Raw genomic sequence first — 20,548 nt, forward strand, 5'->3', positions numbered from 1 at the left:
GAAAGGCGAAAGGCGAAAATAGTATAGGGTGGATGGTGAATTTCACTTGATTTTCTGATTCGGTAGCCCTCGAATCAGCAGGTTAATTTTAGGGAGTTTAGGCATGAAAAAATGGATAATCGGTTTAGCGCTACTGGGTGTAATAGCTTGTAACAAACAAACACCTATGCTGAGCAAGTTGCCGGATCAGGCTGTCATTCTCGCTTTTGGTGACAGTTTGACTTATGGCACCGGCGCCGCCGCAGAACATGATTATCCGAGCATTCTGGCTGGATTGGCCGGCCGCGAAGTCATCAATGCCGGCGTACCCGGCGAAATCAGCAGCGAAGGCTTAATACGTTTGCCAGCATTACTGGACGAGTATCAACCGAATCTATTGATTTTGATACATGGCGGTAACGATATTTTGCGCCAGATAAACCCTGAACAAACCCGCGACAACCTAAAAGCCATGATAGCGGAAGCCAAACAACGCAATATTGCCGTGGTCTTGATGGGCGTCCCCAAATTCGGTTTGGTGTTTTTACACAGTGCGGAATTTTACGCAGAACTGGCGCAGTCCGAGCAGGTGCCGGTAGATTTGGAGAGCTTGCCGACTATTTTGGCTTCCAATGCACTTAAATCCGACACCGTACATCCAAATGATGCGGGCTACGCACAATTAGCCAAAAACATTGCTGTGCTACTGCAACAGCAAGGCGCACTATAAACGGATATTGGGGAGTTCATAATAATGAAAACAGGCATGATAGGCTTAGGGGCCATGGGTCTAGGCATGGCGCGGAATCTTGCCAAAGCAGGTTTTCTGCAGGCGGTTTATAATCGCACCTCCAGCAAAGCAGAAGCGTTAGCGGCTGAATTAAATGTTAAATCCTTTACCAGTCCACAAGCGTTAGCAGCACAAGTCGATCTAATACTGCTATGTGTTTCGGCTGATCAGGATGTACTGGATGTGGTGTCTGCCCTATGCGACAGCATCAAACCCGGTTCTGTGGTGGTTGATATGTCGACTGTTAGCAGCAACACCGCCAAACAAGCCGCAAGTTTGCTTAAAACCAGGCAGGCCGATTTTCTCGATGCCCCGGTTTCAGGTGGCGTCGAAGGCGCCAATCAAGGCTCGCTGGCCATGATGGTAGGTGGTGATGCTGCCGTGCTTGCGCGAGTTAAACCGGTTTTACAAGCCATGACCGCACGTATCGAACATCTGGGCGATACCGGCTCGGGACAAGCCTGCAAAGCAGTCAATCAAATCATGTGTGCCGGCATAAATCATGCCGTGACTGAAGCACTGGCTTTCGGCCAGGCCCAGGGTTTGGATATGGAAAAAGTCATCGATGTGATCACGGGCGGCGCGGCCGGTAACTGGTTTTTACAGCATCGCGGTAAAACTATGACGCAAGGCACTTTCCAACCCGGCTTTAAACTGGCTTTGCATCACAAGGATTTACTAATTTGCCAACAAATGGCCGAGCAAGCGCAAATTGCCTGCCCATTAACAGAATCAACTCTGCATGATTATCAAATGCTCATGCAGCAAGGCTTTGGCGACGAAGATATTTCGGCGCTATATCGATTAAAACGGAAATCTTAATTTACGATGTGGAGTAATGATGAAAATTACAGTATTTGGTAGCGGTTATGTGGGTTTGGTAACAGGAGCCTGTCTGGCCGATGTTGGCAATCAAGTTATGTGCATGGATGTGGATCAAAGCAAAATCGACAAACTCAAACAAGGCATCATTCCAATTTACGAGCCAGGCCTGGAAGATATGGTCAAAGAAAATATGGCTGCCGGCCGTTTGCACTTTACTACTGACGTCAAAGAAGCCGTAGATTTTGGTTTGTTTCAGTTTGTTGCTGTTGGCACGCCGCCGGATGAAGACGGCTCGGCAGATTTAAAATACGTGCTGGCGGTAGCCAAAAGCATAGCCGAACACATGACCGACTATAAAATCATCGTCGACAAATCTACCGTACCCGTAGGCACCGCCGACAAAGTCAAACAAGCGGTATTGGATGTATTGGCTACACGTGGTGAAACCCAAGAATTTGATGTGGTATCCAATCCGGAATTTTTGAAAGAAGGTTCGGCTTTGGATGATTTTATGAAGCCCGACCGCATCATCATAGGCACCGACAACCCCAGAACCGCCGAATTGCTCAAAGCCCTGTACGCACCGTTCAACCGCAGCCGCGAACGGGTGATTACCATGGACATTCGCTCCGCCGAACTGACCAAATACGCCGCCAACGCCATGCTGGCCACCAAAATCAGTTTCATGAACGAACTGGCTAACTTGGCGGAAAGACTGGGTGCCGATATCGAAAACGTGCGCCACGGCATCGGTTCCGACAGTCGCATCGGCTACAGCTTTATCTACCCTGGCTGCGGCTACGGCGGTTCCTGCTTTCCAAAAGATGTGAAAGCCCTGGAGCGCACCGCCAAAGAAATGGGTTATCACGCTGAATTATTGAGCGCGGTGGAAAATGTCAACGATAGACAAAAACATCGGTTGTTCGAAAAAATATCGGCCCATTATCCGGACGGCGTCAAAGGCAAAACTTTCGCCATATGGGGCCTGGCTTTCAAACCCAATACCGACGACATGCGCGAAGCCCCCAGTCGGGTATTGCTGGAAGCCTTGATAGCTGCCGGCGCCAGCGTACAGGTCTACGACCCGGAAGCCATGCACGAAACCCAGCGAATTTACGGCGACAAAGCCGGCTTGATGTATTGCGATATGCAAGCCGACGCCTTACAAAATGCTGACGCCTTAATCATCGTTACCGAATGGAAACAATTCCGCAGCCCGGATTTCGAGCAATTGAGTCGGCAGTTAAAAGATAAAGTCATTTTTGATGGTCGTAATATGTACGAACCGAAATTTGTTAAGCAGGCGGGATTGCAATATTACGCGATTGGTCGTTGAGTGCTATCAGGCTAAAAATGCGCAGAAAAGTAGTACTTCTTATTTCGGCAGGGAAGCCGGAATTAAGACTAGACGCTGATTCGGGCTTTTTTTATAAAAAAATACCCCTAGGTTGCTGGATTTGTATATTCGAGGTTTTGCAAAAGCCTCTGTACAAGTTACCCACTTGCTGAATTTTTACCTACCTAGCGTTGGCTGTGGTTGCGCCTATTTCTGTTATCAGGGCTGTGTTGAACACTTCCCATGCTGTCCGAAGTAGGCGCTGACTGCCAGGAACGCTTCGCTGCAGAAGTATGTTGATGACTTCTTGCTTGCGCTCCCCTGTCTTGTTCCCTTGCATGGTTTTGCCAACGTCCAGCATTGTTACTCTTCCCGCCTGGGTTTAGCTGATTTCGATGCGGGTTGGCGGTTCGCCAATCCCTGTTGTAATCATGTCCTCCATGTAACGCTGCGCGATTTGAGTAGCCAGGGCTTCTGTAGCGCTGATAGTGAACACCACCAGCCGGCTGATAATAAGTTTGCGCAGGATAATAATAGGATTCTTGAACGCCATAACCAGTGCTGTAAACAGAGCCATAGCTGCTACTATAACCAGCATAACCATGTTGATAGCCGTTATAAGCACAACCCGACAATGCTGATGCAAGAATAATTGAAAAAGCCAACTGTAAAATTTTCATAAATACCTCGTGGCCTCAGCCTGTTATTTTTATGATGGTTACAGCATAGCGGGTAGAGACTTAATTCATGCTTAACATCGTTAAATTACGTAAAAACCATCCGGCTCGGCGATTACAGGGTTAGTTAGTGTCCCCACTGACTCGATTTCAATGCGCACGGTTTGGCCGGGTTTTAGATAGCCACGCGGCTGCATTTTTACTCCGACTCCGGCAGGCGTACCGGTACTGATTACATCCCCTGGTTCCAGAGTCATGGCCTGACTGAGATAGGCGATCATTTCATAACAATTGAATATCATCGCTTGCGTATTGGCATTCTGGCGTAATTCGTCATCCACCCAGGTCTTCAACGTCAGATTATGCGGGTCGGCAATCTCATCGGCGGTCACCAGCCAAGGCCCCATTGGGCCGTGGGTATCGAAAGACTTGCCCAGTGTCCAGGTGGGCGTGCGATGTTGCCAGTCGCGTACGGTTACATCGTTACAAATGGTGTAACCAGCGATGGCTTCGTGAGCATTTTCAACCGACACATGTCGGCAACGTTTGCCAATTACAAATCCCAGCTCCCCTTCGTAATCGACTTTCTCCGAGACCTTAGGGCAATGAATGGCTGCGCCAGGGCCGATGACACAAGTGCTTTGTTTGGTAAAAAAAGTGGGGTACTCGGGTTTGTCGCGACCTGTTTCACTGATGTGATCGGCATAATTCAAGCCTATCCCCAAAAATTTTCCAGGACGGGGGATCGGTGCCAGCAACTGTATATCTGACAATTTAACTCGCCGTTGACCCGAAACTATCAAGGCCTGCATGGCAGTCAAGCCACCCGCACCACTGGCTAAAAAGGTCATCATATTGTCTGCATCATCGATATGGCCGGTAGCGACTACTACGCTATCGTCTACCAGGGCACCGATACAGATTTTTCCGTTTTGGATAAATGTCACCAACTTCATAATGTCCACGCTGTCTGTAAAAAACTGCATTGTAATCCTACGCATGGTGTTTTTCTTTGACTGCTCTTTTTCGGAAATCGAGCATTTGTACAGTCTGGACGTCCAGTTTTTAATCGGTGTCTATTTTTTAGACACCTTTCCTGTCCTTTTTTTATTCCATTTTGCGGCCTATTCTGTAGTTAACTAATTGTTTTATTTGGTTATTATTTAATTTATACGATATTGGTATGCATGTTGCTTTATAGGGGCGAGGCTGACGTCACTTCGCAAAAGAAAGCCAGTTCAAGACGACAGGAAATCTCTAAAACGCCGGCTGGCGTTGGCCTCTTTCAAATTAATAACAAAACAGTGAGGAAATAATATGGCTATTAGTGCAGCAACAAAAGCCGCAACCGATGCGTTAGCCGCAAATCCTGCGCCCGTAAGCGTAGGGGCTCAGGAAGTTCACAGATGGATGCAAAGCTTTACTTGGGATTTTGATAAAAATCGAACCAAATATTCGACCAAATACAAAATGGCCAACGATACCAAGGAGCAATTCAAGCTGATCGCTAAAGAATATGCGCGTATGGAATCGGTTAAGGACGAGCGTCAATTCGGTAGTTTGCAAGATGTATTGACACGGGTAGATGCGGCCAACCGCGTACATCCGAAATGGAATGAATCGATGAAAGTCATTTCCAATTTCTTGGAAGTGGGCGAATACAACGCAATTGCCGCCACCGGTATGTTGTGGGATTCTGCAACCGCGCCCGAACAAAAAAATGGCTACTTGGGTCAGGTGTTAGACGAAATTCGCCACACCAACCAATGTGGTTACATCAACTATTACTTTGCCAAACAAGGCCAAGATGCAGCTGGTCACAATGATGCTCGCCGCACTCGCGCGATTGGGCCTCTTTGGAAAGGCATGAAACGGGTATTCTCGGATGGTTTTATTTCCGGTGATGCGGTTGAATGCTCAATCAACTTGCAACTGGTCGGTGAGGCTTGCTTTACCAATCCGTTGATCGTTGCCGTTACCGAATGGGCGTCTGCCAATGGCGATGAAATGACGCCGACCGTGTTCCTGTCGATTGAAACCGACGAATTGCGCCACATGGCCAATGGTTACCAAACCGTGGTATCTATCGCCAACGACGAAGCGGCTTCAAAATATCTGAACACGGATTTGAACAACGCCTTCTGGACCCAACAAAAATACTTTACCCCTGTGTTGGGTATGATGTTTGAGTACGGCAGCCATTTCAAAGTCGAGCCTTGGGTTAAAACCTGGAATCGCTGGGTGTATGAAGATTGGGGTGGTATCTGGATCGGTCGTTTGGGCAAATACGGCGTTGAATCACCACGTAGCTTGCGGGATGCGAAAAAAGACGCCTATTGGGCGCATCACGACTTGTTCTTGATTGCTTACGCTTTATGGCCTACCGGTTTCTTCCGTTTGAGCCTGCCAACGCCTGAAGAAGCAGAATGGTATGAAGCCAACTATCCAGGCTGGTACGACATGTACGGCAAAGTGTATGACGAATGGCGTGCTCGTGGTTGCGAAGATCCAAGCAGCGGATTCCTGCCTATCCAGTGGTTCATCGAAAACAACCATCCGATCTATATCGACCGGGTTTCTCAAGTACCGTTCTGCCCAAGCTATTGCAAAGGCGAAAGCACCTTGCGTGTTCTGGAATTCAACGGCAAAAAACATTCCTTCAGCGACCAATGGGGAGAAAGAATGTGGCTTTCAGAGCCTGAGCGTTATGAGTGCCAAAACATTTTCGAGCAATACGAAGGTCGCGAACTGTCCGAAGTGATTGCCGAAGGCTTTGGTCTACGTAGCGATGGCAAAACTTTAATCAGCCAGCCACACACCAACAAAGACGGCAAATTGTGGACGCTGGACGATATCAAAAAAATTAATTGCGTGTTTTCCGATCCATTGAAAGCCCTGTAATCATTTCAACTATTGTTAAGGAAACAAGCTTATGTCTATAGAAGTTAATGGTGGAAGACGCGGTCTAACTGATCCGGAAATTGCCGCTGTAATCATGGCCGCAGTGCCCGACAAACCGTTGGAAACTCAACGCAAAATGAACTATTTCATGAAGCCGCGCGGTAAACGGGTTAATGAATATGAAACGTTGTGCTGCTATACCCAGCCTACACCGGACTGGATTCCTGGTGGTCTGGACTGGGGCGACTGGACGCAAAAATTCCACGGTGGACGTCCTTCTTGGAGCAATGAATCCACTGAAATGCGTAGCTCGGATTGGCTGGCCCATCGCGATCCGGCTTTTCGTTGGCACGCACTGTATGTCAAAGATAAAGCCGAAGAATGGCGTTATACCGACCGCTTTCTGAAAGCTTACTCGGCTGACGGCCATGTACGCTCCATTGATCCAGTCTGGCGCGATGAAGTATTGGGTGATTATTTGGGCGCCTTCGGTTTTTACGAGTATGGCTTGTTCAATTCGCATTCCTCTGTGGTGCGTGATTGCCTAGGTGATACCTTGCGCATGAGCAGCGCCATGATCGGCCTGGACAAAGTCGATAACGCACAAATGATACAAGCCGAAAGAACGTTCCTGTCTAAATTGGTGCCTGGTTTTCCGGAGTCTACCGACATTCCTAAACAGGAATGGACTCAAGGCTCCATATTCAAAGGTGCTAGAGAGTTGGTGCAAGATATTTGGCAAGCCACTTATGACTGGAATGAAATCTTGTTCTCAGGTCATATGATTTGCGATCCGCTGTTCGGTCAATTTGTGCGTAGAGAATTCTTCTTGCGTTTGTCATCCTATTACGGTGACAACTTGACGCCGTTCTTTATCAATCAAATGCAGTTGTATTTCTCACAAACCAAGGGCATTACCACCGACATGTTCCATACCTGTCTGGGTACTGACGTGGAATTCGGCGATTACAACAACCGCTTGATGCGAGCCTGGGCCGATAAATGGCTGCCGAGAACCGTTAATGCATTGAAGGATTTCATGGGTATTTACGACACCATCCCTGAAATCAAGGGTGTTAGCGACAAAGCGGCCATTGAAGCGGCTCTAGTTCGGGTATTTGCGGATTGGAAACGTGATTTCGCTGATCCTATCAACTACAAAGTCGATACCGCTGCATTGGTTAAAACCGTGTTATCCGGTCTCAAATAAGGAAATATTATGTCTAAAAGTTCAAATGCTTACAACGCAGGCATTATGCAAAAAACCGGCAAAGCCTTTGCCGATGAGTACTTCTCCGAAGACAACCAAGTGGTACATGAAAGTCACGAAGTGGTGTTGGTCTTAAAAAAATCCGATGAACTCAACACCGTGGTTGAAGAAATCTTGCTGGGTTCGCACAAAGCGGACAACCCTACACTGGTCGTAGAGGATCGCGCTGGTTTTTGGTGGCTGAAAGCCACTGGCAAAATCGAGATCGATTGCACGGAAGTATCCGAGCTGTTGGGTAAACATTACAGTGTTTATGACTTGTTGGTTGATGTTTCATCGACCATCGGTCGCGCTTATACGCTGGGCGAAACCTTTACCATTACCTCAGAGTTGATGGGATTGGATGTCAAACTGAAAGACTTGGCCGCTGCATAGGAGATAACCATGGCAAATATTCATGACAACCCCACGCGCAATGCATGGATGGCTAAAATTGCGGCTCTGAACAACGTGGCGCAAGGCCATACGTTCTTAACCGAGTTTCGTGCCAAACACATGAGTCCTTTCAAAACCGACTGGTCTTTGGAGCTGGATGCACTATGGATTGAGTGCAAAATCGAAGAAAAGCTAGCACTGTTAAAACATAATGAGTTTAAAGATGCTCAATTGTTTAACACCTGTACTTGTGGTGCAAATGCCCAGCAAGTCGCCGATGAAGCTGTTGCCAAAATGGATGCTTGCACCGACATGTATGAAGCTGAACGGATACACATCAACTTCAGACTGGCGTGCAAACCACCCGTCATGCCGGTCAATGTGTTTCTGGATACTGACCGCCTGTTGGGCACCAAGTTGATGGAATTACGCAACACCGACTATTACGCGTTGCCATTAGAGGAATTGCGTAATAAACGTGGCGTAAAAGTGATTACCTTACAGTAATCCTCCAGCAGGATTGCCGCAGCCCCGACTCTTTTTTTGTATGCGGAGGAGGCGGGTGCGGCATGTTGTGAATCGCCACGATGGATGCGTGGCGATTCCTTTCCATCCTAAAACTGATGACATGCAAAATCAGTCTGCTGAGCGATGGGCCGGATTGTTGGCTATTCACCAGGATCTGTTAGTCAACGATGACGGCAAGGCTGCTCACTTTTTGCAAACATCTATAACAATCAACTACTTTTTATAGAAAAAGCATTATGGATTTATTCTCAAATTTTAAGTCAGCGGTTACACCTGCTTTTCCGACTGATGACGATAGTCTCACCAAGTTGTACGACGTAGAACCCTACACCGCATTCAGCGAAGATCTTGAGTTTATGTGGCGATGGACTATTTACCGTGATCAAAAACTGGTGCAGGAAGGTTGCTCCTTATCCCTGGATGCTTCGCGGCGCGCGGTTGATCATGTACTGGCATTTTTCAGCGTTTCGAATAGAAGCCAAGCGCGAGGAGAATGAGATGAGTGCCCATCAAATTAAAATCATTACCCAAGAGGGCGATTCCGTTAGTTTCGACTGTTTTGAAGACGAGGACATTGTCAGCGCCGGGTTGCGCCAAGAAATATACCTGATGACTTCCTGTCGCGAAGGCGGATGTGCAACTTGTAAAGGTCTTTGCACCGACGGTGATTATGAATTGGGCAAAGTGAGTTTTCAGGCTTTACCCACCGAAGAGGAAGAAAACGGGTATGTATTACTGTGCCGCTGCTATCCGACGTCAGATATGGTTGTTGAAGTGCCATACACTTACGACCGTATTTCCTTTGTGCCAGTGGGCATGAACTTTGAGGCGGAAGTCGTCGAATTAGCCAAGGTTTCAAGCAATGCCATGAAGTTACAACTGCAAAGTCCGCCGGATGAATTACAAATTCGGTTTGATGCCGGCCAGTTCTTTGATCTGGAAATTCCTGGAACCACCACTACACGTTCTTATTCGCCAGCCAATATTTCAAATGATCGCGGCGAATTAGAGTTTTTAATTCGTATTGTTGATAACGGCAAGTTTTCCGGCTGGCTGCAAAACCAAGCTCACATCGGCCAAAAAATTAATGTTACAGGGCCTTCCGGCATTTTTGGGCTTAAGGAAAATGGTTTCACTCCACGTTATTTTGTGGCTGGCGGTACCGGTTTGGCACCGATTTTATCCATGGTCAGACGCATGCTGGAATGGGGTGACCCGCAAACCAGTGTCATTTACTTCGGTGTGAATACCGAAGAAGAAGTGTTTTACGCCGATGAACTCAAACGGCTGGAAGCGGAAATGCCTAACCTGACAGTGCGGATTTGCGTCTGGAAAGCCAGTGAAAGCTGGGATCGCGAAAAAGGCAGTGTGGTGGACATTTTACGCCGCGATTTGCAAGGTGGCGGGGTGAGTCCTGATTTATATCTGTGTGGACCTCCAGGTATGGTAGATGCCGTGTATGCGGTGTGTGCCGAAGCCGGCATCGCTCAAAATAAAATTTTCTTAGAGAAGTTTTTGCCCAGCGTTAGTTAGTGTTTATGAAAGCCGAAGACCAGGAGTTTGTTGAAAGCATGGTCATTCAACTAGACGAGAGTATTCGCCGTCTGGTGGATGAAGAGCGGCGCTTGAAGCTCAAGCTCGGCGAAGATCGTGTCGCCGAGTTAAGCGAATACTGGCACAAACAAATGCCAGAATCGGAAGAGGAGACTTTCAAACGCTCAATGGACCATGCCGATAGAAAGCTGACCTGGATCTGGTTACGGCTGGAACGACTGCATCAAACGCGGGCCAATGCCGGACACGTACTGATGAAACAAAAATCTATCGATTAACCACGGTTATTAACAACGTTTTCGAATTGGCAATACCAAGGATGTAGGCCACTCGACAGGCACTTAATGACAATCACCCATGCATACAGGAATACCATGTCAAAACAAGTTATTTATAATCCGGAAGCTCGTCAGCGTTTGCTGCAAGGCATTAACGCGGTGGCTAGAGCAGCCAGTGTCACACTGGGTAGCGCCGGTCCTGCGGTAATGATTCAACATCGTACCGCTGGCATCATGCCTATCTTCACCCGTGACGGCGTGACCGTTGCCAATGCCATTGTGATGGAAGATCGCATTGCCGACTTGGGGGCTCGTATGTTGCGCGATGTGGCCGGCTCGGTCTCTCGTGAGGTGGGTGATGGCACCACCACGGCGATTGTGCTGGCGCAGAGTCTGGCCTCCGAGGCTTTAAAAAGCGTTGCAGCAGGCTTTCATCCTCTGCAGTTACAGAAAGGTATGGAACTGGCTTTAACGCTAGTTGAGCAGCACTTGCAAAAAACGGCTGTGACCGGTGTTACGGAAGATTGGCTGGAAAAGATTGCTTTGGTTGCCAGCAAAGGTGAAGCCGGTGTCGGAAAGCTGCTATCGCAGGCATTATCCGAACTAGGTGACGATGGCAGCTTGAGCTTCCAGCTGGGTAATGGTCGTGATGATCAATTAGAGGTTGTGGAAGGCATACATTATGAGCAGGGTTTTTTATCGCCCTATTTCATCACCGATAAAACCCGTGCCGAAGCAGTTTTGGAGCGACCCTACATTTTGTTATACGATCGGGAAATCAGCGATTTTATCGATTTGGTACCCATTCTGGAAGAAGTGGCTGCAGAAGGCCGTCCGCTGTTGTTGATTGCCGAAAGCGTTTCAGAAAAGGCATTGGCTGGCTTATTGCTGAATCATGTTCGCGGTGTTTTCAAGGTTGTTGCCGTCAAACCGCCCGGTTTCGGTGACGGTCGCATCAATCGTTTAAGTGACTTGGCAGTATTAACTGGTGGTACGGCTATTTTGGAGGCACATGCTCTTAGGCTGGAACAGGTTAAACTGACTCAGCTGGGGCAGGCGCAACGGGCGGTTATTATAGAGGGTAGCACGACTATTATTGGTGCGGCGGGTGCCCGTGAGCCGGTAGTTGAGCGTATCGAGGCTTTACGCCGAACGCTTGCCGTCGTGCGTGCCCGCAAACCCGGTGAAGGCTCAGCCAGCGGTAATTTACATGAGGCTGAGGAATTGGAAGAACGTATCTGCGTACTATCCGGAAAGACCGGTACGTTTAGTGTCGGCGGTATTACAGACGTAGAAATCAAAGAACGCCTGGTGCGAATCGAAAATGCCTATCTGTCTGCCAAAGCAGCCATGGAAGAAGGTGTACTGCCAGGCGGTGGCGTAGGTCTATTTCGAAGTCAGGTCATATTGAACGAAATCATCGCCGAAAATGCCGAGCAACAGCAGGGTATCGCCATCATCAAAAATGCGCTGGGTGCACCGATGCGGCAATTATTGGTTAATTGTGACTTGAACAGCGAAGAAGTCATGATGCGTTTATGCGCCCAGGCAGATCCGCAATTTGCCTTTGATATGCAACATCAGTGTTATGGGCATTTTCTGGATATTGGCATCATCGATTCCGTAAAAGTGGTGCGCATGGCATTACGCAAAGCAGTGAGTGTAGTGGGCACATTAATCAGCAGTGATACAGTGATCATGAATGTGCCTGACTTATCCATTATGGACGGTTACTCGCCGGAATGGGCCGCCGCTACCCGTGAAGATCCTCGCCTTTGATGGAAACCCTGATAGGGCGGACAAACTCCCTACAGATTAGGAGAAAACCAGTTTAAGCCTGTCTATATACCTCTACCCTCCTAGCCCTGGTTGCTCTCGCTCCAGAGTTCCTTTCCTTAATATGGGGCAAGGCAATGTGACGTTATGTCACATTGCCTATTTTTTTGATTTTGCTATTTTGAATAGGCTAAACAGATCTAAATGACTGTTTTTAAATATGTTTCGTACCGAAACTGTTTTAGTGAATCAAAATCGAGAGAATAAATGGATATTACTCTATGCCTACCCAATAAGGTTAAAGTTGTTCAAGAAGCTTTTTTCTACAAACGCACACTTGAATTTGAGATAGATCGTCCGGTACAAGCCTGGCAGTGGATGAATCAAAGCCGATCCGTACCCAATCATGTAGACTGGGTCAGGCCTGAGGTTACGGAAGCCTGGCGACGCTGCCTGGAAGATTATCAGTTACCACTGGGCAATTTCGCCAATTGGGACAAGCTACACATAGACCAAAACCCACCAACATATAACAACGACCAGCGAGCGCATGACATCTCGCAATTGCTAATTCATCTCAGCCACCAGTTTCACGTATTTTTGCAGGAAGCCGGTGTAATGTTGGTGCTAACAGACGCAGAGGGGGTTTTGTTACAGGTGCTAGGCGAAAACGCGTTTACCGGCTCTATTTTGCCCAATCTATATGAAAAAAACAGCCATTGGGGTGAGCGAGTACTAGGTAATAATGGTATTGGTAGTGCGGTACATCTTAAGCAACCGATGGCATTTCAGGGCATGGAGCATTTTTTGAGTGCGCTACACCCCTTTAGCACCGTCGGTTACCCATTGCTGGATGACCATGGCGAACTGTTGGCAGTGATTGGTTTGATTAGTGATAGGCAGGAAAGCATGAATTCGCTCTTCGCCTTACTCCACCTGCTTTGCGTGTTGCTCAATACAAATTTGCCGCTGGCGCAAAATCCTCTGGCCCAGGCTAGGGTGCTGGAAAAGATACCGTTCAAACTGGCAAAAAAACCGCCGCTTGCCGATGAATCGGCGATATCAGGGGAGTTGGCGGCTTTAGTCGACAAAGCAGTCAAGCTGCAAACACATAAAATTCCGATTCTAATTACCGGTGAATCAGGTGTAGGTAAGGATCATTTTGTCAATTTGCTGAAAAATGCCGGTCCGCGCCGGCAGCAAGCCCTGATCGCCATCAATTGCGCATCGATTCCCCACGACCTTATTGAAAGTGAGCTATTCGGCTATGAAAGTGGCAGCTTCACTGGCGCCCGTAACGGTGGCAAACCGGGCAAATTCCTGTTGGCTGACAAAGGCATTCTATTTCTGGATGAAATTGGTGATATGAGTCTGGATTTACAAACAACGCTACTCCGGGTATTGGAAACATCGGAATTTACCCCTATCGGTGGTAGCAAGCCAATTCAGGTTGATGTGCAGATAGTCGCCGCTACCAACGTACCACTACAAGAGTCCGTGGAAGCTGGCCGTTTTCGCCGTGATCTTTATTACCGTCTCAACGGGGCACAAATCCATCTGCCGGCATTGCGCGAACGCGATGACAAACTGGCGATAATCCACCACATTCTGCAACGAGAGCTCGCCAATCTGCCGAACCCGCAATCAATCAGTATTTGCCCCAGTGTGATGGCCATCATTGAGCAACACCCTTGGCCTGGCAACATTCGGCAATTAATCAATGTACTGCGTGCGACACTCTATACTGCCGGTGCAGAGTTCATCACTCAACAGGACTTACCGCTGGATTTTGTCGAAGAACTCAACAAAACCATGTTGGCAAACCCCTCTGGCAGCCAGACGTATAAGCTGCCCAATTCTGTCGGTTCAGCCTTACAAGATGGAAATATGACACTGAAAGATTGGGAACTGTACGGTATACATGCCACACTGCGAGAATGTGCCGGTAATATTTCGTTAGCGGCTAAAATATTGGGCATTACTCGTACCACATTGTACAAAAAGATAGATCGTTTCGGGTTGGATAAAATCGATTGGCGCGAACATTCAAGTATCAGTTAAGTTAAATCGGCTTTGAGCAATAGTCGAAAAAGGCTTGGTCGGTGTTTTATACAGCTTGTTGGTCGCTGCTTGGCGCTTTGTGAGTTACAATCTTCGGTCGTATCGCAACGGTCGAATCCAGACCCTATCCAGAGCAACAGCAATGACACCCGCGCAATTTAAAGAATACGCCCAGCAGGGCTACAACCGCATCCCCGTCTGCCGCGAAGTGCTGGCCGACCTGGATACCCCGCTCAGCGCTTATCTGAAATTAGCAGATGGTGCTTATTCTTATTTATTCGAATCGGTCCACGGTGGCGAACAGTGGGGGCGTTATTCCATCATCGGTTTGCCCTGTAAAATCCGAGTCAAAATCAGTGGCCTCCAGATCACTATCGAAAACGATGAGGCAGCCACAGAAAGTTTTGAACATCCGAAACCGCTGGAATGGATAGAAGCGTTTCGCCAGCAATACCAAGTGCCTGATATAGAAGGCTTGCCGCGTTTTAATGGTGGTTTGGTGGGTTATTTCGGTTACGAAACCATAGGCTATATCGAGCCGCGTTTACAATCCAAAGCCAAGCCAGACCCTATCGGCACGCCGGATATTTTATTGATGGTATCGGAAGACTTGCTGGTGTTTGACAATCTGTCCGGCAAAATGTTGTTACTGACCCATGCCGACCCTAGCCAGGCCAATGCGCTAGAAAATGCCCAAGCCCGTTTGGCCGAATTGGTTAATCAGCTGCATTCTTTAAAAGCCCGTCCGCAACCGCACGTCAGTTCTAAGCAGGTTAAGGAATCGGATTTTATTTCCGGCTTTACCCAGCAGGGTTTTGAAGACGCGGTAGTAAAAGCTAAACAATACATAACTGATGGCGATGTCATGCAGGTGGTGTTGTCGCAACGGATGTCGATTCCATTTAACGCCTCAGCGCTGGATTTATACCGGGCACTGCGTTGCTTGAATCCGTCGCCCTATATGTATTACCTGAATCTGCATGACTTTCATATCGTTGGTTCTTCGCCGGAGATTTTAGTCCGCCTGGAAGACGACGAAATTACTGTCAGACCCATCGCTGGCACCCGCCCACGTGGCGCCAATCACGAGCAGGATCTGGCTTTGGAGCAAGAGTTGCTGGCTGATCCCAAGGAAATCGCCGAGCACTTGATGTTGATCGATCTGGGCCGTAATGATGCCGGTCGGGTGGCGAAAATCGGCAGCGTCAAATTAACCGACAAGATGATTATCGAGCGTTATTCGCATGTCATGCATATCGTCTCCAATGTCACCGGCGAGTTACAAGACGGCAAAAATGCCTTCGACGTGCTGGCTGCAACCTTCCCGGCCGGCACCGTCAGCGGCGCACCGAAGATTCGCGCCATGGAAATTATCGACGAACTGGAGCCGGTCAAACGCGGTATTTATTCCGGTGCGGTGGGTTATATTTCCTGGTCCGGCAATCTGGATACGGCAATTGCCATTCGCACCGCGGTGATTAAAGATCAAACCCTGCACATTCAGGCCGGGGCCGGCATCGTCTACGATTCCGTGCCGCGCAACGAATGGGATGAAACTATGAATAAAGGCCGGGCGGTGTTCCGCGCCGTCAGCATGGCCGAAGCCGGCCTCGGAGGAAAAGCATGAGCGCCATTAAAGTGGTAATGGTCGACAATTACGACTCGTTTACCTATAACCTGGTGCAATATTTCGGCGAACTGGGTGCCGATGTCACGGTAGTACGCAATGACGAAGTCAGCGTCGCAGACATCGCCGCGCTGCAGCCGGATAAAATCGTTATATCCCCCGGCCCATGTACGCCAAAGGAAGCTGGCATCTCGGTAGAAACCATCCGCACTTATGCCGGTAAAATCCCGCTATTGGGGGTTTGTCTCGGCCACCAAAGCATAGGCTACGCTTTCGGCGGCAACATTATTCACGCCAAAAGCATTATGCACGGTAAGACCTCGCCGGTGTATCACAACGATGTCGGCGTATTCAAAGGCTTGAGCAACCCATTCACCGCCACCCGCTACCATTCGCTGGTGATAGAACAAGCCAGCTTGCCGGATTGCCTGGAAATTACCGCCTGGACCCAGGACGAAGCCGGCAATATCGACGAGATCATGGGTGTACGCCACAAAACCCTGGACATCGAAGGTGTGCAATTCCACCCGGAGTCGATTTTGACCGAACATGGACATGACATGTTGCGGAATTTTTTGCAGCGTTAATTTGGCTGTTTAAGTTCGGTTAGATAGTAGTCTCGATTTCACTGTACATATTGAGGCTGCCATTTTCTCATCCAGCTTTAGATTCGGAGAAATATGATGGATTACAGAGACATGCTTGCTATTGCCTACGCCGAAGCTCAATCTGGATTTGATGAAGGCGGGGTACCGGTCGGGGCGGCCTTATTTGATGCTGATGGAAATTTGTTGGGTCGCGGGCGTAATCGGCGGGTGCAAGATAACGATCCTTCGGTACATGGTGAAACCGATGCGTTCCGTAAGGCTGGCCGCCAAAACAATTATCGCGACAAGATTTTGGTGACGACATTAGCACCCTGCTGGTATTGCTCAGGATTGATCCGTCAATTCAATATAGGCACTGTAGTGGTGGGTGAATCGGCCAACTTTGAGGGGCATCTGGATTGGTTGCGAGAGGCTGGAGTTAACGTTATTGAAATGCACGATGAAAAATGCACAGCATTAATGAAGCAGTTTATCGAGGTTTCTCCACATATTTGGTTTGAAGATATTGGTGAATGCGATCAATGCAACCTTGAATCTACGCCATAAAGTGATTTCAAATTCTACAAGAATATCTTTGCGCCCTTTCGCTTGATGCCAAGCAAGCAGACGCTACATGACCTGCTCTACTAAATCTGTTGCCATTATCGGTGCTGGCCCTGCTGGCTTAATGGCCGCAGAAGTGTTAAGCCAAGCCGGCATGAAAGTAGATGTTTATGATGCCATGCCTTCGGCAGGCCGCAAGTTTTTGATGGCCGGTAAAGGTGGGATGAATATTACTCATGCAGAGGCCTTCGAGCCGTTTGTGGCCCGCTACGGTAGTCGCCGGATAGAATTGGAACCCATGTTACTGGAATTTTCGCCGGCTGCACTAAGGGCCTGGGCTCTGGGTTTGGGTATCGAAACCTTTGTCGGTTCGTCGGGTCGGGTATTCCCAACCGAAATGAAAGCAGCGCCTTTGCTACGCGCTTGGCTACATCGATTGCGCGAGTCTGGCGTACAGTTTCACATGCGTCATCGCTGGCTGGGTTGGACTGATGTTAACTTGCTACGCTTTGCTCACAACGATGCCGAAATAGCAGTGGTTGCCGATGTAGTGATTCTGGCTTTGGGTGGCGGCAGTTGGCCACAACTAGGTTCAAACGCAGCCTGGCTACCGGTGTTGCAGCAACTCAGTGTCGAAGTGGCCCCACTACAACCGGCTAATTGCGGTTTTGAAGTTGCGTGGAGTGCGTTTTTCCGCGATAAATTTGCCGGTATACCTATAAAAGCCGTCAGACTGGATTTTAGCAGTACTCAAGATAATAAATTCAGCCAAGCAGGTGAATTAATGCTGACCAAGTATGGTCTGGAAGGCGGATTGATTTACGCCTGCTCGGCGATGTTGCGAGATGAAATTAGCCTGTCAGGTTCCGCGCTAATTTATTTGGATTTAAGTCCGGACCGAGACTTAAGCGATATCTTATCCCGCTTGTCTAAGCCGCGCGGTAAAGCTTCATTGAGCAATCATCTTCGTAAATGTTTAAATTTAGATGCTGCCAAATTAGCTTTGCTGCGCGAAGCTTTATCCGCCGAACAAATGCATGATTCTAAACTGCTAGGCAACACTCTAAAAGCCTTGCCGATCAAACTATTAGCAACCCGTCCACTGGTAGAAGCCATTAGCAGTGCCGGTGGTGTGAGTTTTTTAGCCTGTGATGAACATTTAATGTTAAAAAATCGACCGGGTGTGTTTTGCGCCGGCGAAATGCTGGATTGGGAAGCCCCCACCGGCGGCTACTTATTAACCGCCTGTCTGGCAACCGGGCGAGCTGCTGGATTGGGTGCTTTGGATTGGTTAAAACAGCAAGCGTAACCAACAGGCTGTTTTAAATCCGTATCAACGCTTAGCCTCCACTATAATTCATATTTTCCAGCCCTGTCTGACCGTTAGCTATGTGTTTATACTTCTCGCGCCACCGAGTCGGTCTAGTACTTTTTTTGTACCTACTGACTCAAGCTTTATTAGCTGAAGAGTTTCCATCCGATACCATTGAATCGACCCGCGAACTATTGCCTTTGAGTTGGGAAGAACTCACTGTGCTAGATGTATCCGGTCTGGCTCGTCAGGAACAGTCGGTTCAAAATAGCCCAGCGGCTGCATTTGTGATTACCTCTGAAGACATTCGGCGGGCCGGGGTTACCAGTTTGCCGGAAGTATTAAGGATGGTGCCAGGTATGAATGTGGCCAAAATCAATGCCTGGAATTGGGCCGTCAGTGCGCGCGGTTTTAACGATCTTTATGCCAATAAACTACAAGTGATGATAGACGGCCGTAGCATTTACGATCCGTTGGTGAGTGGTGTGTATTGGGGGCAGCAAACCCCTGCCTTACAGGATATTGAACGTATTGAAGTGTTACGTGGACCCAGCGGTAGTTTGTGGGGCGCTAATGCGGTCAATGGCACCATCAACATTGTCACTCGTTCCGCACAGGATACCCAAGGCGGTTTACTCAGCGGAGGTGGTGGCACTGAAGAACAGGGCTTTGGCGGGATACGTTACGGCGGAAAATTGTCCGATGCGACTTTTTTGCGTGGCACACTGAGTGGCATTCATCGTGACGCCAGTATTGACTTGGTGGGTGATCAGGATACTCACGATAATGGCGATACAGAGACCGGTAATTTTCGTTTGGACAGTCAATTGAGCGAACATGATCAATTGATGCTGGAAGGTAATGTATCCCGCTATCGTCAGCATGGCTATTTCATCGGCGTATCGTCACCCACGCCGCCACTTTGGCGGCAGGATGATTTTGGTCGCGATGGCATAACAGGTAGTTTGCAAGGCAGTTGGAAGCATCTTACCGACAGTGGTCATCATACGGATTTGAATATGTCATTTACCCAAACCAATTGGGATTTGACGACGAATAATATGAGCCGCTCACAGGGGGTGCTGGATTTTCAACACAGCCTGCCAAGCTATGACAATCATCACTTAATGTGGGGACTCAATTACCAAATCATCAGCGACAATTTTGATAACACCCTGACGTTGGGCTTTGAGCCAGAGAAATACACGCAACACAATGTCGGCGTATTTTTACAGGATCAAATTGATCTGTTTGAAGATTGGGTTCTGACGTTGGGCAATCGGGTAGAGCATTTTACCTACACCGGCTGGGAAACTGAACCTAACGCACGCTTACTATGGATGCCCAATAAACAACATAGCTTATGGGCAGCAGTATCGCGTGCGGTCGTACTGCCTAACCGGGCTCAGCACAGCATTCGTTTGTTTAAAACTATACCCGGTAGCAACACGTTTTTTGAGGCCACAGCCAATCCTGACATGCTGACTGAAAACCTGCTGGCTTATGAGTTAGGTTGGCGCTGGCAGATTGCCAGTAATCTCGATATCGATACCGCGCTGTTTTACAACATCTACGATCGCATGCAGGGTACTAAATTTACCGGTAATGTCAGAACAGACCCTATCTACGGTAATGTGTTGGAAGCCACAGTCGGTAATTACCGGCATGTTGAAAGCTATGGCCTGGAGATGTCCATCAATTATCGGGTTAATCATGATTGGCGCCTGCAGGCTTCATATAGCGGCAATCAATTCGATGCCAAGTATGATGCCAATGTATCGTGGTTTCGCGACCCGGATGCCGAGCAACATTTCAATCCGCAACATAGACTATCATTACGCTCATTATTTAACCTGACCCCTGAAATTGAACTGGATGCCTGGGGTCGTTTCGTCGATGAGATTTATGTAGACCGAACAAGCATACCGGCTTATTTCACACTTGATTTGCGCTTGGGCTGGCATCCGCATAAAGATCTGGAGTTATCATTCAGTGGGCAAAACCTGCTCGATAACCAACACCCGGAATTCAGTGATATTTTGTATATTCCGGTAGCTAGTCAAATCCAGCGCGGTTATGTTGCGCAATTTTCCTGGCGCTTTTGAGAG

19 protein-coding genes are annotated in these 20,548 nt (G+C 48.4%); 17 read left to right on the forward strand and 2 right to left on the reverse strand.

The window, feature by feature from the left end:
• The first annotated feature begins 103 nt into the window (after positions 1–103).
• Genes A1359_RS16045 through A1359_RS16055 form a run of 3 tightly spaced genes read left to right on the forward strand, consistent with a single transcriptional unit; the run spans position 104 to position 2,930 of the window.
• Positions 104–709: a GDSL-type esterase/lipase family protein gene (locus A1359_RS16045; protein WP_066985375.1), complete on the forward strand. Its 606-nt coding sequence runs from the start codon at positions 104–106 to the stop codon at positions 707–709.
• A gap of 24 nt (positions 710–733) precedes the next feature.
• The gene (locus A1359_RS16050) at positions 734–1,591 is read left to right on the forward strand and encodes an NAD(P)-dependent oxidoreductase (protein WP_066985378.1); all 858 of its coding nucleotides are present in this window, start codon (positions 734–736) and stop codon (positions 1,589–1,591) included.
• Between the two features lie 19 nt (positions 1,592–1,610).
• Positions 1,611–2,930 carry a UDP-glucose dehydrogenase family protein gene (locus A1359_RS16055; protein WP_066985382.1) on the forward strand — a complete coding sequence of 440 codons (1,320 nt, stop codon included), beginning with the start codon at positions 1,611–1,613 and terminating at the stop codon, positions 2,928–2,930.
• Between the two features lie 382 nt (positions 2,931–3,312).
• Here A1359_RS16055 and A1359_RS22895 read toward each other — a convergent pair whose 3' ends face one another.
• Positions 3,313–3,507, reverse strand: coding sequence for a hypothetical protein (locus A1359_RS22895; RefSeq protein ID WP_198159383.1), 195 nt, complete (start codon positions 3,505–3,507; stop codon positions 3,313–3,315).
• Between the two features lie 183 nt (positions 3,508–3,690).
• A complete protein-coding gene (locus A1359_RS16070; protein WP_066985468.1) occupies positions 3,691–4,563 on the reverse strand; it encodes a fumarylacetoacetate hydrolase family protein in 873 nt (290 codons plus the stop codon).
• Between the two features lie 361 nt (positions 4,564–4,924).
• Between A1359_RS16070 and mmoX the strand changes: the two genes are divergently transcribed.
• The 14 genes from mmoX to A1359_RS16140 all read left to right on the forward strand — a co-directional run bounded on the left by mmoX (position 4,925) and on the right by A1359_RS16140 (position 20,545).
• Positions 4,925–6,508, forward strand: coding sequence for an aromatic/alkene monooxygenase hydroxylase subunit alpha (gene mmoX / locus A1359_RS16075; protein ID WP_066985391.1), 1,584 nt, complete (start codon positions 4,925–4,927; stop codon positions 6,506–6,508).
• Positions 6,509–6,539: 31 nt separating this feature from the next.
• A complete protein-coding gene (mmoY, locus tag A1359_RS16080; RefSeq protein ID WP_066985394.1) occupies positions 6,540–7,718 on the forward strand; it encodes an aromatic/alkene monooxygenase hydroxylase subunit beta in 1,179 nt (392 codons plus the stop codon).
• A gap of 9 nt (positions 7,719–7,727) precedes the next feature.
• Complete coding sequence (gene mmoB, locus A1359_RS16085) at positions 7,728–8,153, forward strand: methane monooxygenase regulator MmoB (protein WP_066985397.1); 426 nt, start codon at positions 7,728–7,730, stop codon at positions 8,151–8,153.
• Positions 8,154–8,162: 9 nt separating this feature from the next.
• Entirely contained in the window at positions 8,163–8,660 is a 498-nt protein-coding gene (gene mmoZ, locus A1359_RS16090) for an aromatic/alkene monooxygenase hydroxylase subunit gamma (RefSeq protein ID WP_066985400.1), read from the forward strand.
• Between the two features lie 257 nt (positions 8,661–8,917).
• Positions 8,918–9,178 carry a soluble methane monooxygenase-binding protein MmoD gene (gene mmoD / locus A1359_RS16095; RefSeq protein ID WP_066985403.1) on the forward strand — a complete coding sequence of 87 codons (261 nt, stop codon included), beginning with the start codon at positions 8,918–8,920 and terminating at the stop codon, positions 9,176–9,178.
• A gap of 1 nt (position 9,179) precedes the next feature.
• Positions 9,180–10,214, forward strand: a complete 1,035-nt coding sequence (gene mmoC / locus A1359_RS16100; RefSeq protein ID WP_066985406.1) for an aromatic/alkene monooxygenase hydroxylase FAD-binding subunit MmoC — start codon at positions 9,180–9,182, stop codon at positions 10,212–10,214.
• Positions 10,215–10,219: 5 nt separating this feature from the next.
• Positions 10,220–10,513: a hypothetical protein gene (locus A1359_RS16105; protein WP_066985472.1), complete on the forward strand. Its 294-nt coding sequence runs from the start codon at positions 10,220–10,222 to the stop codon at positions 10,511–10,513.
• A 96-nt stretch (positions 10,514–10,609) separates the two neighbouring features.
• A complete protein-coding gene (gene groEL, locus A1359_RS16110) occupies positions 10,610–12,292 on the forward strand; it encodes a chaperonin GroEL (protein ID WP_066985409.1) in 1,683 nt (560 codons plus the stop codon).
• A gap of 264 nt (positions 12,293–12,556) precedes the next feature.
• A complete protein-coding gene (locus A1359_RS16115) occupies positions 12,557–14,350 on the forward strand; it encodes a sigma-54-dependent Fis family transcriptional regulator (RefSeq protein ID WP_066985413.1) in 1,794 nt (597 codons plus the stop codon).
• Positions 14,351–14,492: 142 nt separating this feature from the next.
• Complete coding sequence (trpE, locus tag A1359_RS16120) at positions 14,493–15,977, forward strand: anthranilate synthase component I (protein WP_066985417.1); 1,485 nt, start codon at positions 14,493–14,495, stop codon at positions 15,975–15,977.
• Entirely contained in the window at positions 15,974–16,564 is a 591-nt protein-coding gene (locus A1359_RS16125) for an anthranilate synthase component II (protein ID WP_066985420.1), read from the forward strand. Before trpE ends, A1359_RS16125 begins: the two co-directional genes overlap by 4 nt.
• A gap of 96 nt (positions 16,565–16,660) precedes the next feature.
• A complete protein-coding gene (locus tag A1359_RS16130; RefSeq protein ID WP_066985422.1) occupies positions 16,661–17,131 on the forward strand; it encodes a nucleoside deaminase in 471 nt (156 codons plus the stop codon).
• Between the two features lie 67 nt (positions 17,132–17,198).
• Positions 17,199–18,437 (forward strand): TIGR03862 family flavoprotein, encoded by a 1,239-nt coding sequence (locus tag A1359_RS16135; RefSeq protein ID WP_066985425.1) that lies wholly within the window; start codon positions 17,199–17,201, stop codon positions 18,435–18,437.
• A gap of 125 nt (positions 18,438–18,562) precedes the next feature.
• Positions 18,563–20,545 (forward strand): TonB-dependent receptor plug domain-containing protein, encoded by a 1,983-nt coding sequence (locus A1359_RS16140; RefSeq protein ID WP_232322300.1) that lies wholly within the window; start codon positions 18,563–18,565, stop codon positions 20,543–20,545.
• Positions 20,546–20,548 lie beyond the last annotated feature (3 nt).

Origin of the sequence: Methylomonas lenta (genome assembly GCF_001644015.1) — a bacterium.
Classification (GTDB): Bacteria; Pseudomonadota; Gammaproteobacteria; order Methylococcales; family Methylomonadaceae; genus Methylomonas; species Methylomonas lenta.

Excerpts from the sequence above, each read along its gene's own strand:
- A1359_RS16045 (WP_066985375.1), top strand. The coding sequence starts at position 104 with ATGAAAAAATGGATAATCGGTTTAGCGCTACTGGGTGTAATAGCTTGT.
- A1359_RS16050 (WP_066985378.1), top strand. The coding sequence starts at position 734 with ATGAAAACAGGCATGATAGGCTTAGGGGCCATGGGTCTAGGCATGGCG.
- A1359_RS16055 (WP_066985382.1), top strand. The coding sequence starts at position 1,611 with ATGAAAATTACAGTATTTGGTAGCGGTTATGTGGGTTTGGTAACAGGA.
- A1359_RS22895 (WP_198159383.1), bottom strand. The coding sequence starts at position 3,507 with ATGGCTCTGTTTACAGCACTGGTTATGGCGTTCAAGAATCCTATTATT.
- A1359_RS16070 (WP_066985468.1), bottom strand. The coding sequence starts at position 4,563 with ATGAAGTTGGTGACATTTATCCAAAACGGAAAAATCTGTATCGGTGCC.
- mmoX (WP_066985391.1), top strand. The coding sequence starts at position 4,925 with ATGGCTATTAGTGCAGCAACAAAAGCCGCAACCGATGCGTTAGCCGCA.
- mmoY (WP_066985394.1), top strand. The coding sequence starts at position 6,540 with ATGTCTATAGAAGTTAATGGTGGAAGACGCGGTCTAACTGATCCGGAA.
- mmoB (WP_066985397.1), top strand. The coding sequence starts at position 7,728 with ATGTCTAAAAGTTCAAATGCTTACAACGCAGGCATTATGCAAAAAACC.
- mmoZ (WP_066985400.1), top strand. The coding sequence starts at position 8,163 with ATGGCAAATATTCATGACAACCCCACGCGCAATGCATGGATGGCTAAA.
- mmoD (WP_066985403.1), top strand. The coding sequence starts at position 8,918 with ATGGATTTATTCTCAAATTTTAAGTCAGCGGTTACACCTGCTTTTCCG.
- mmoC (WP_066985406.1), top strand. The coding sequence starts at position 9,180 with ATGAGTGCCCATCAAATTAAAATCATTACCCAAGAGGGCGATTCCGTT.
- A1359_RS16105 (WP_066985472.1), top strand. The coding sequence starts at position 10,220 with ATGAAAGCCGAAGACCAGGAGTTTGTTGAAAGCATGGTCATTCAACTA.
- groEL (WP_066985409.1), top strand. The coding sequence starts at position 10,610 with ATGTCAAAACAAGTTATTTATAATCCGGAAGCTCGTCAGCGTTTGCTG.
- A1359_RS16115 (WP_066985413.1), top strand. The coding sequence starts at position 12,557 with ATGGATATTACTCTATGCCTACCCAATAAGGTTAAAGTTGTTCAAGAA.
- trpE (WP_066985417.1), top strand. The coding sequence starts at position 14,493 with ATGACACCCGCGCAATTTAAAGAATACGCCCAGCAGGGCTACAACCGC.
- A1359_RS16125 (WP_066985420.1), top strand. The coding sequence starts at position 15,974 with ATGAGCGCCATTAAAGTGGTAATGGTCGACAATTACGACTCGTTTACC.
- A1359_RS16130 (WP_066985422.1), top strand. The coding sequence starts at position 16,661 with ATGGATTACAGAGACATGCTTGCTATTGCCTACGCCGAAGCTCAATCT.
- A1359_RS16135 (WP_066985425.1), top strand. The coding sequence starts at position 17,199 with ATGACCTGCTCTACTAAATCTGTTGCCATTATCGGTGCTGGCCCTGCT.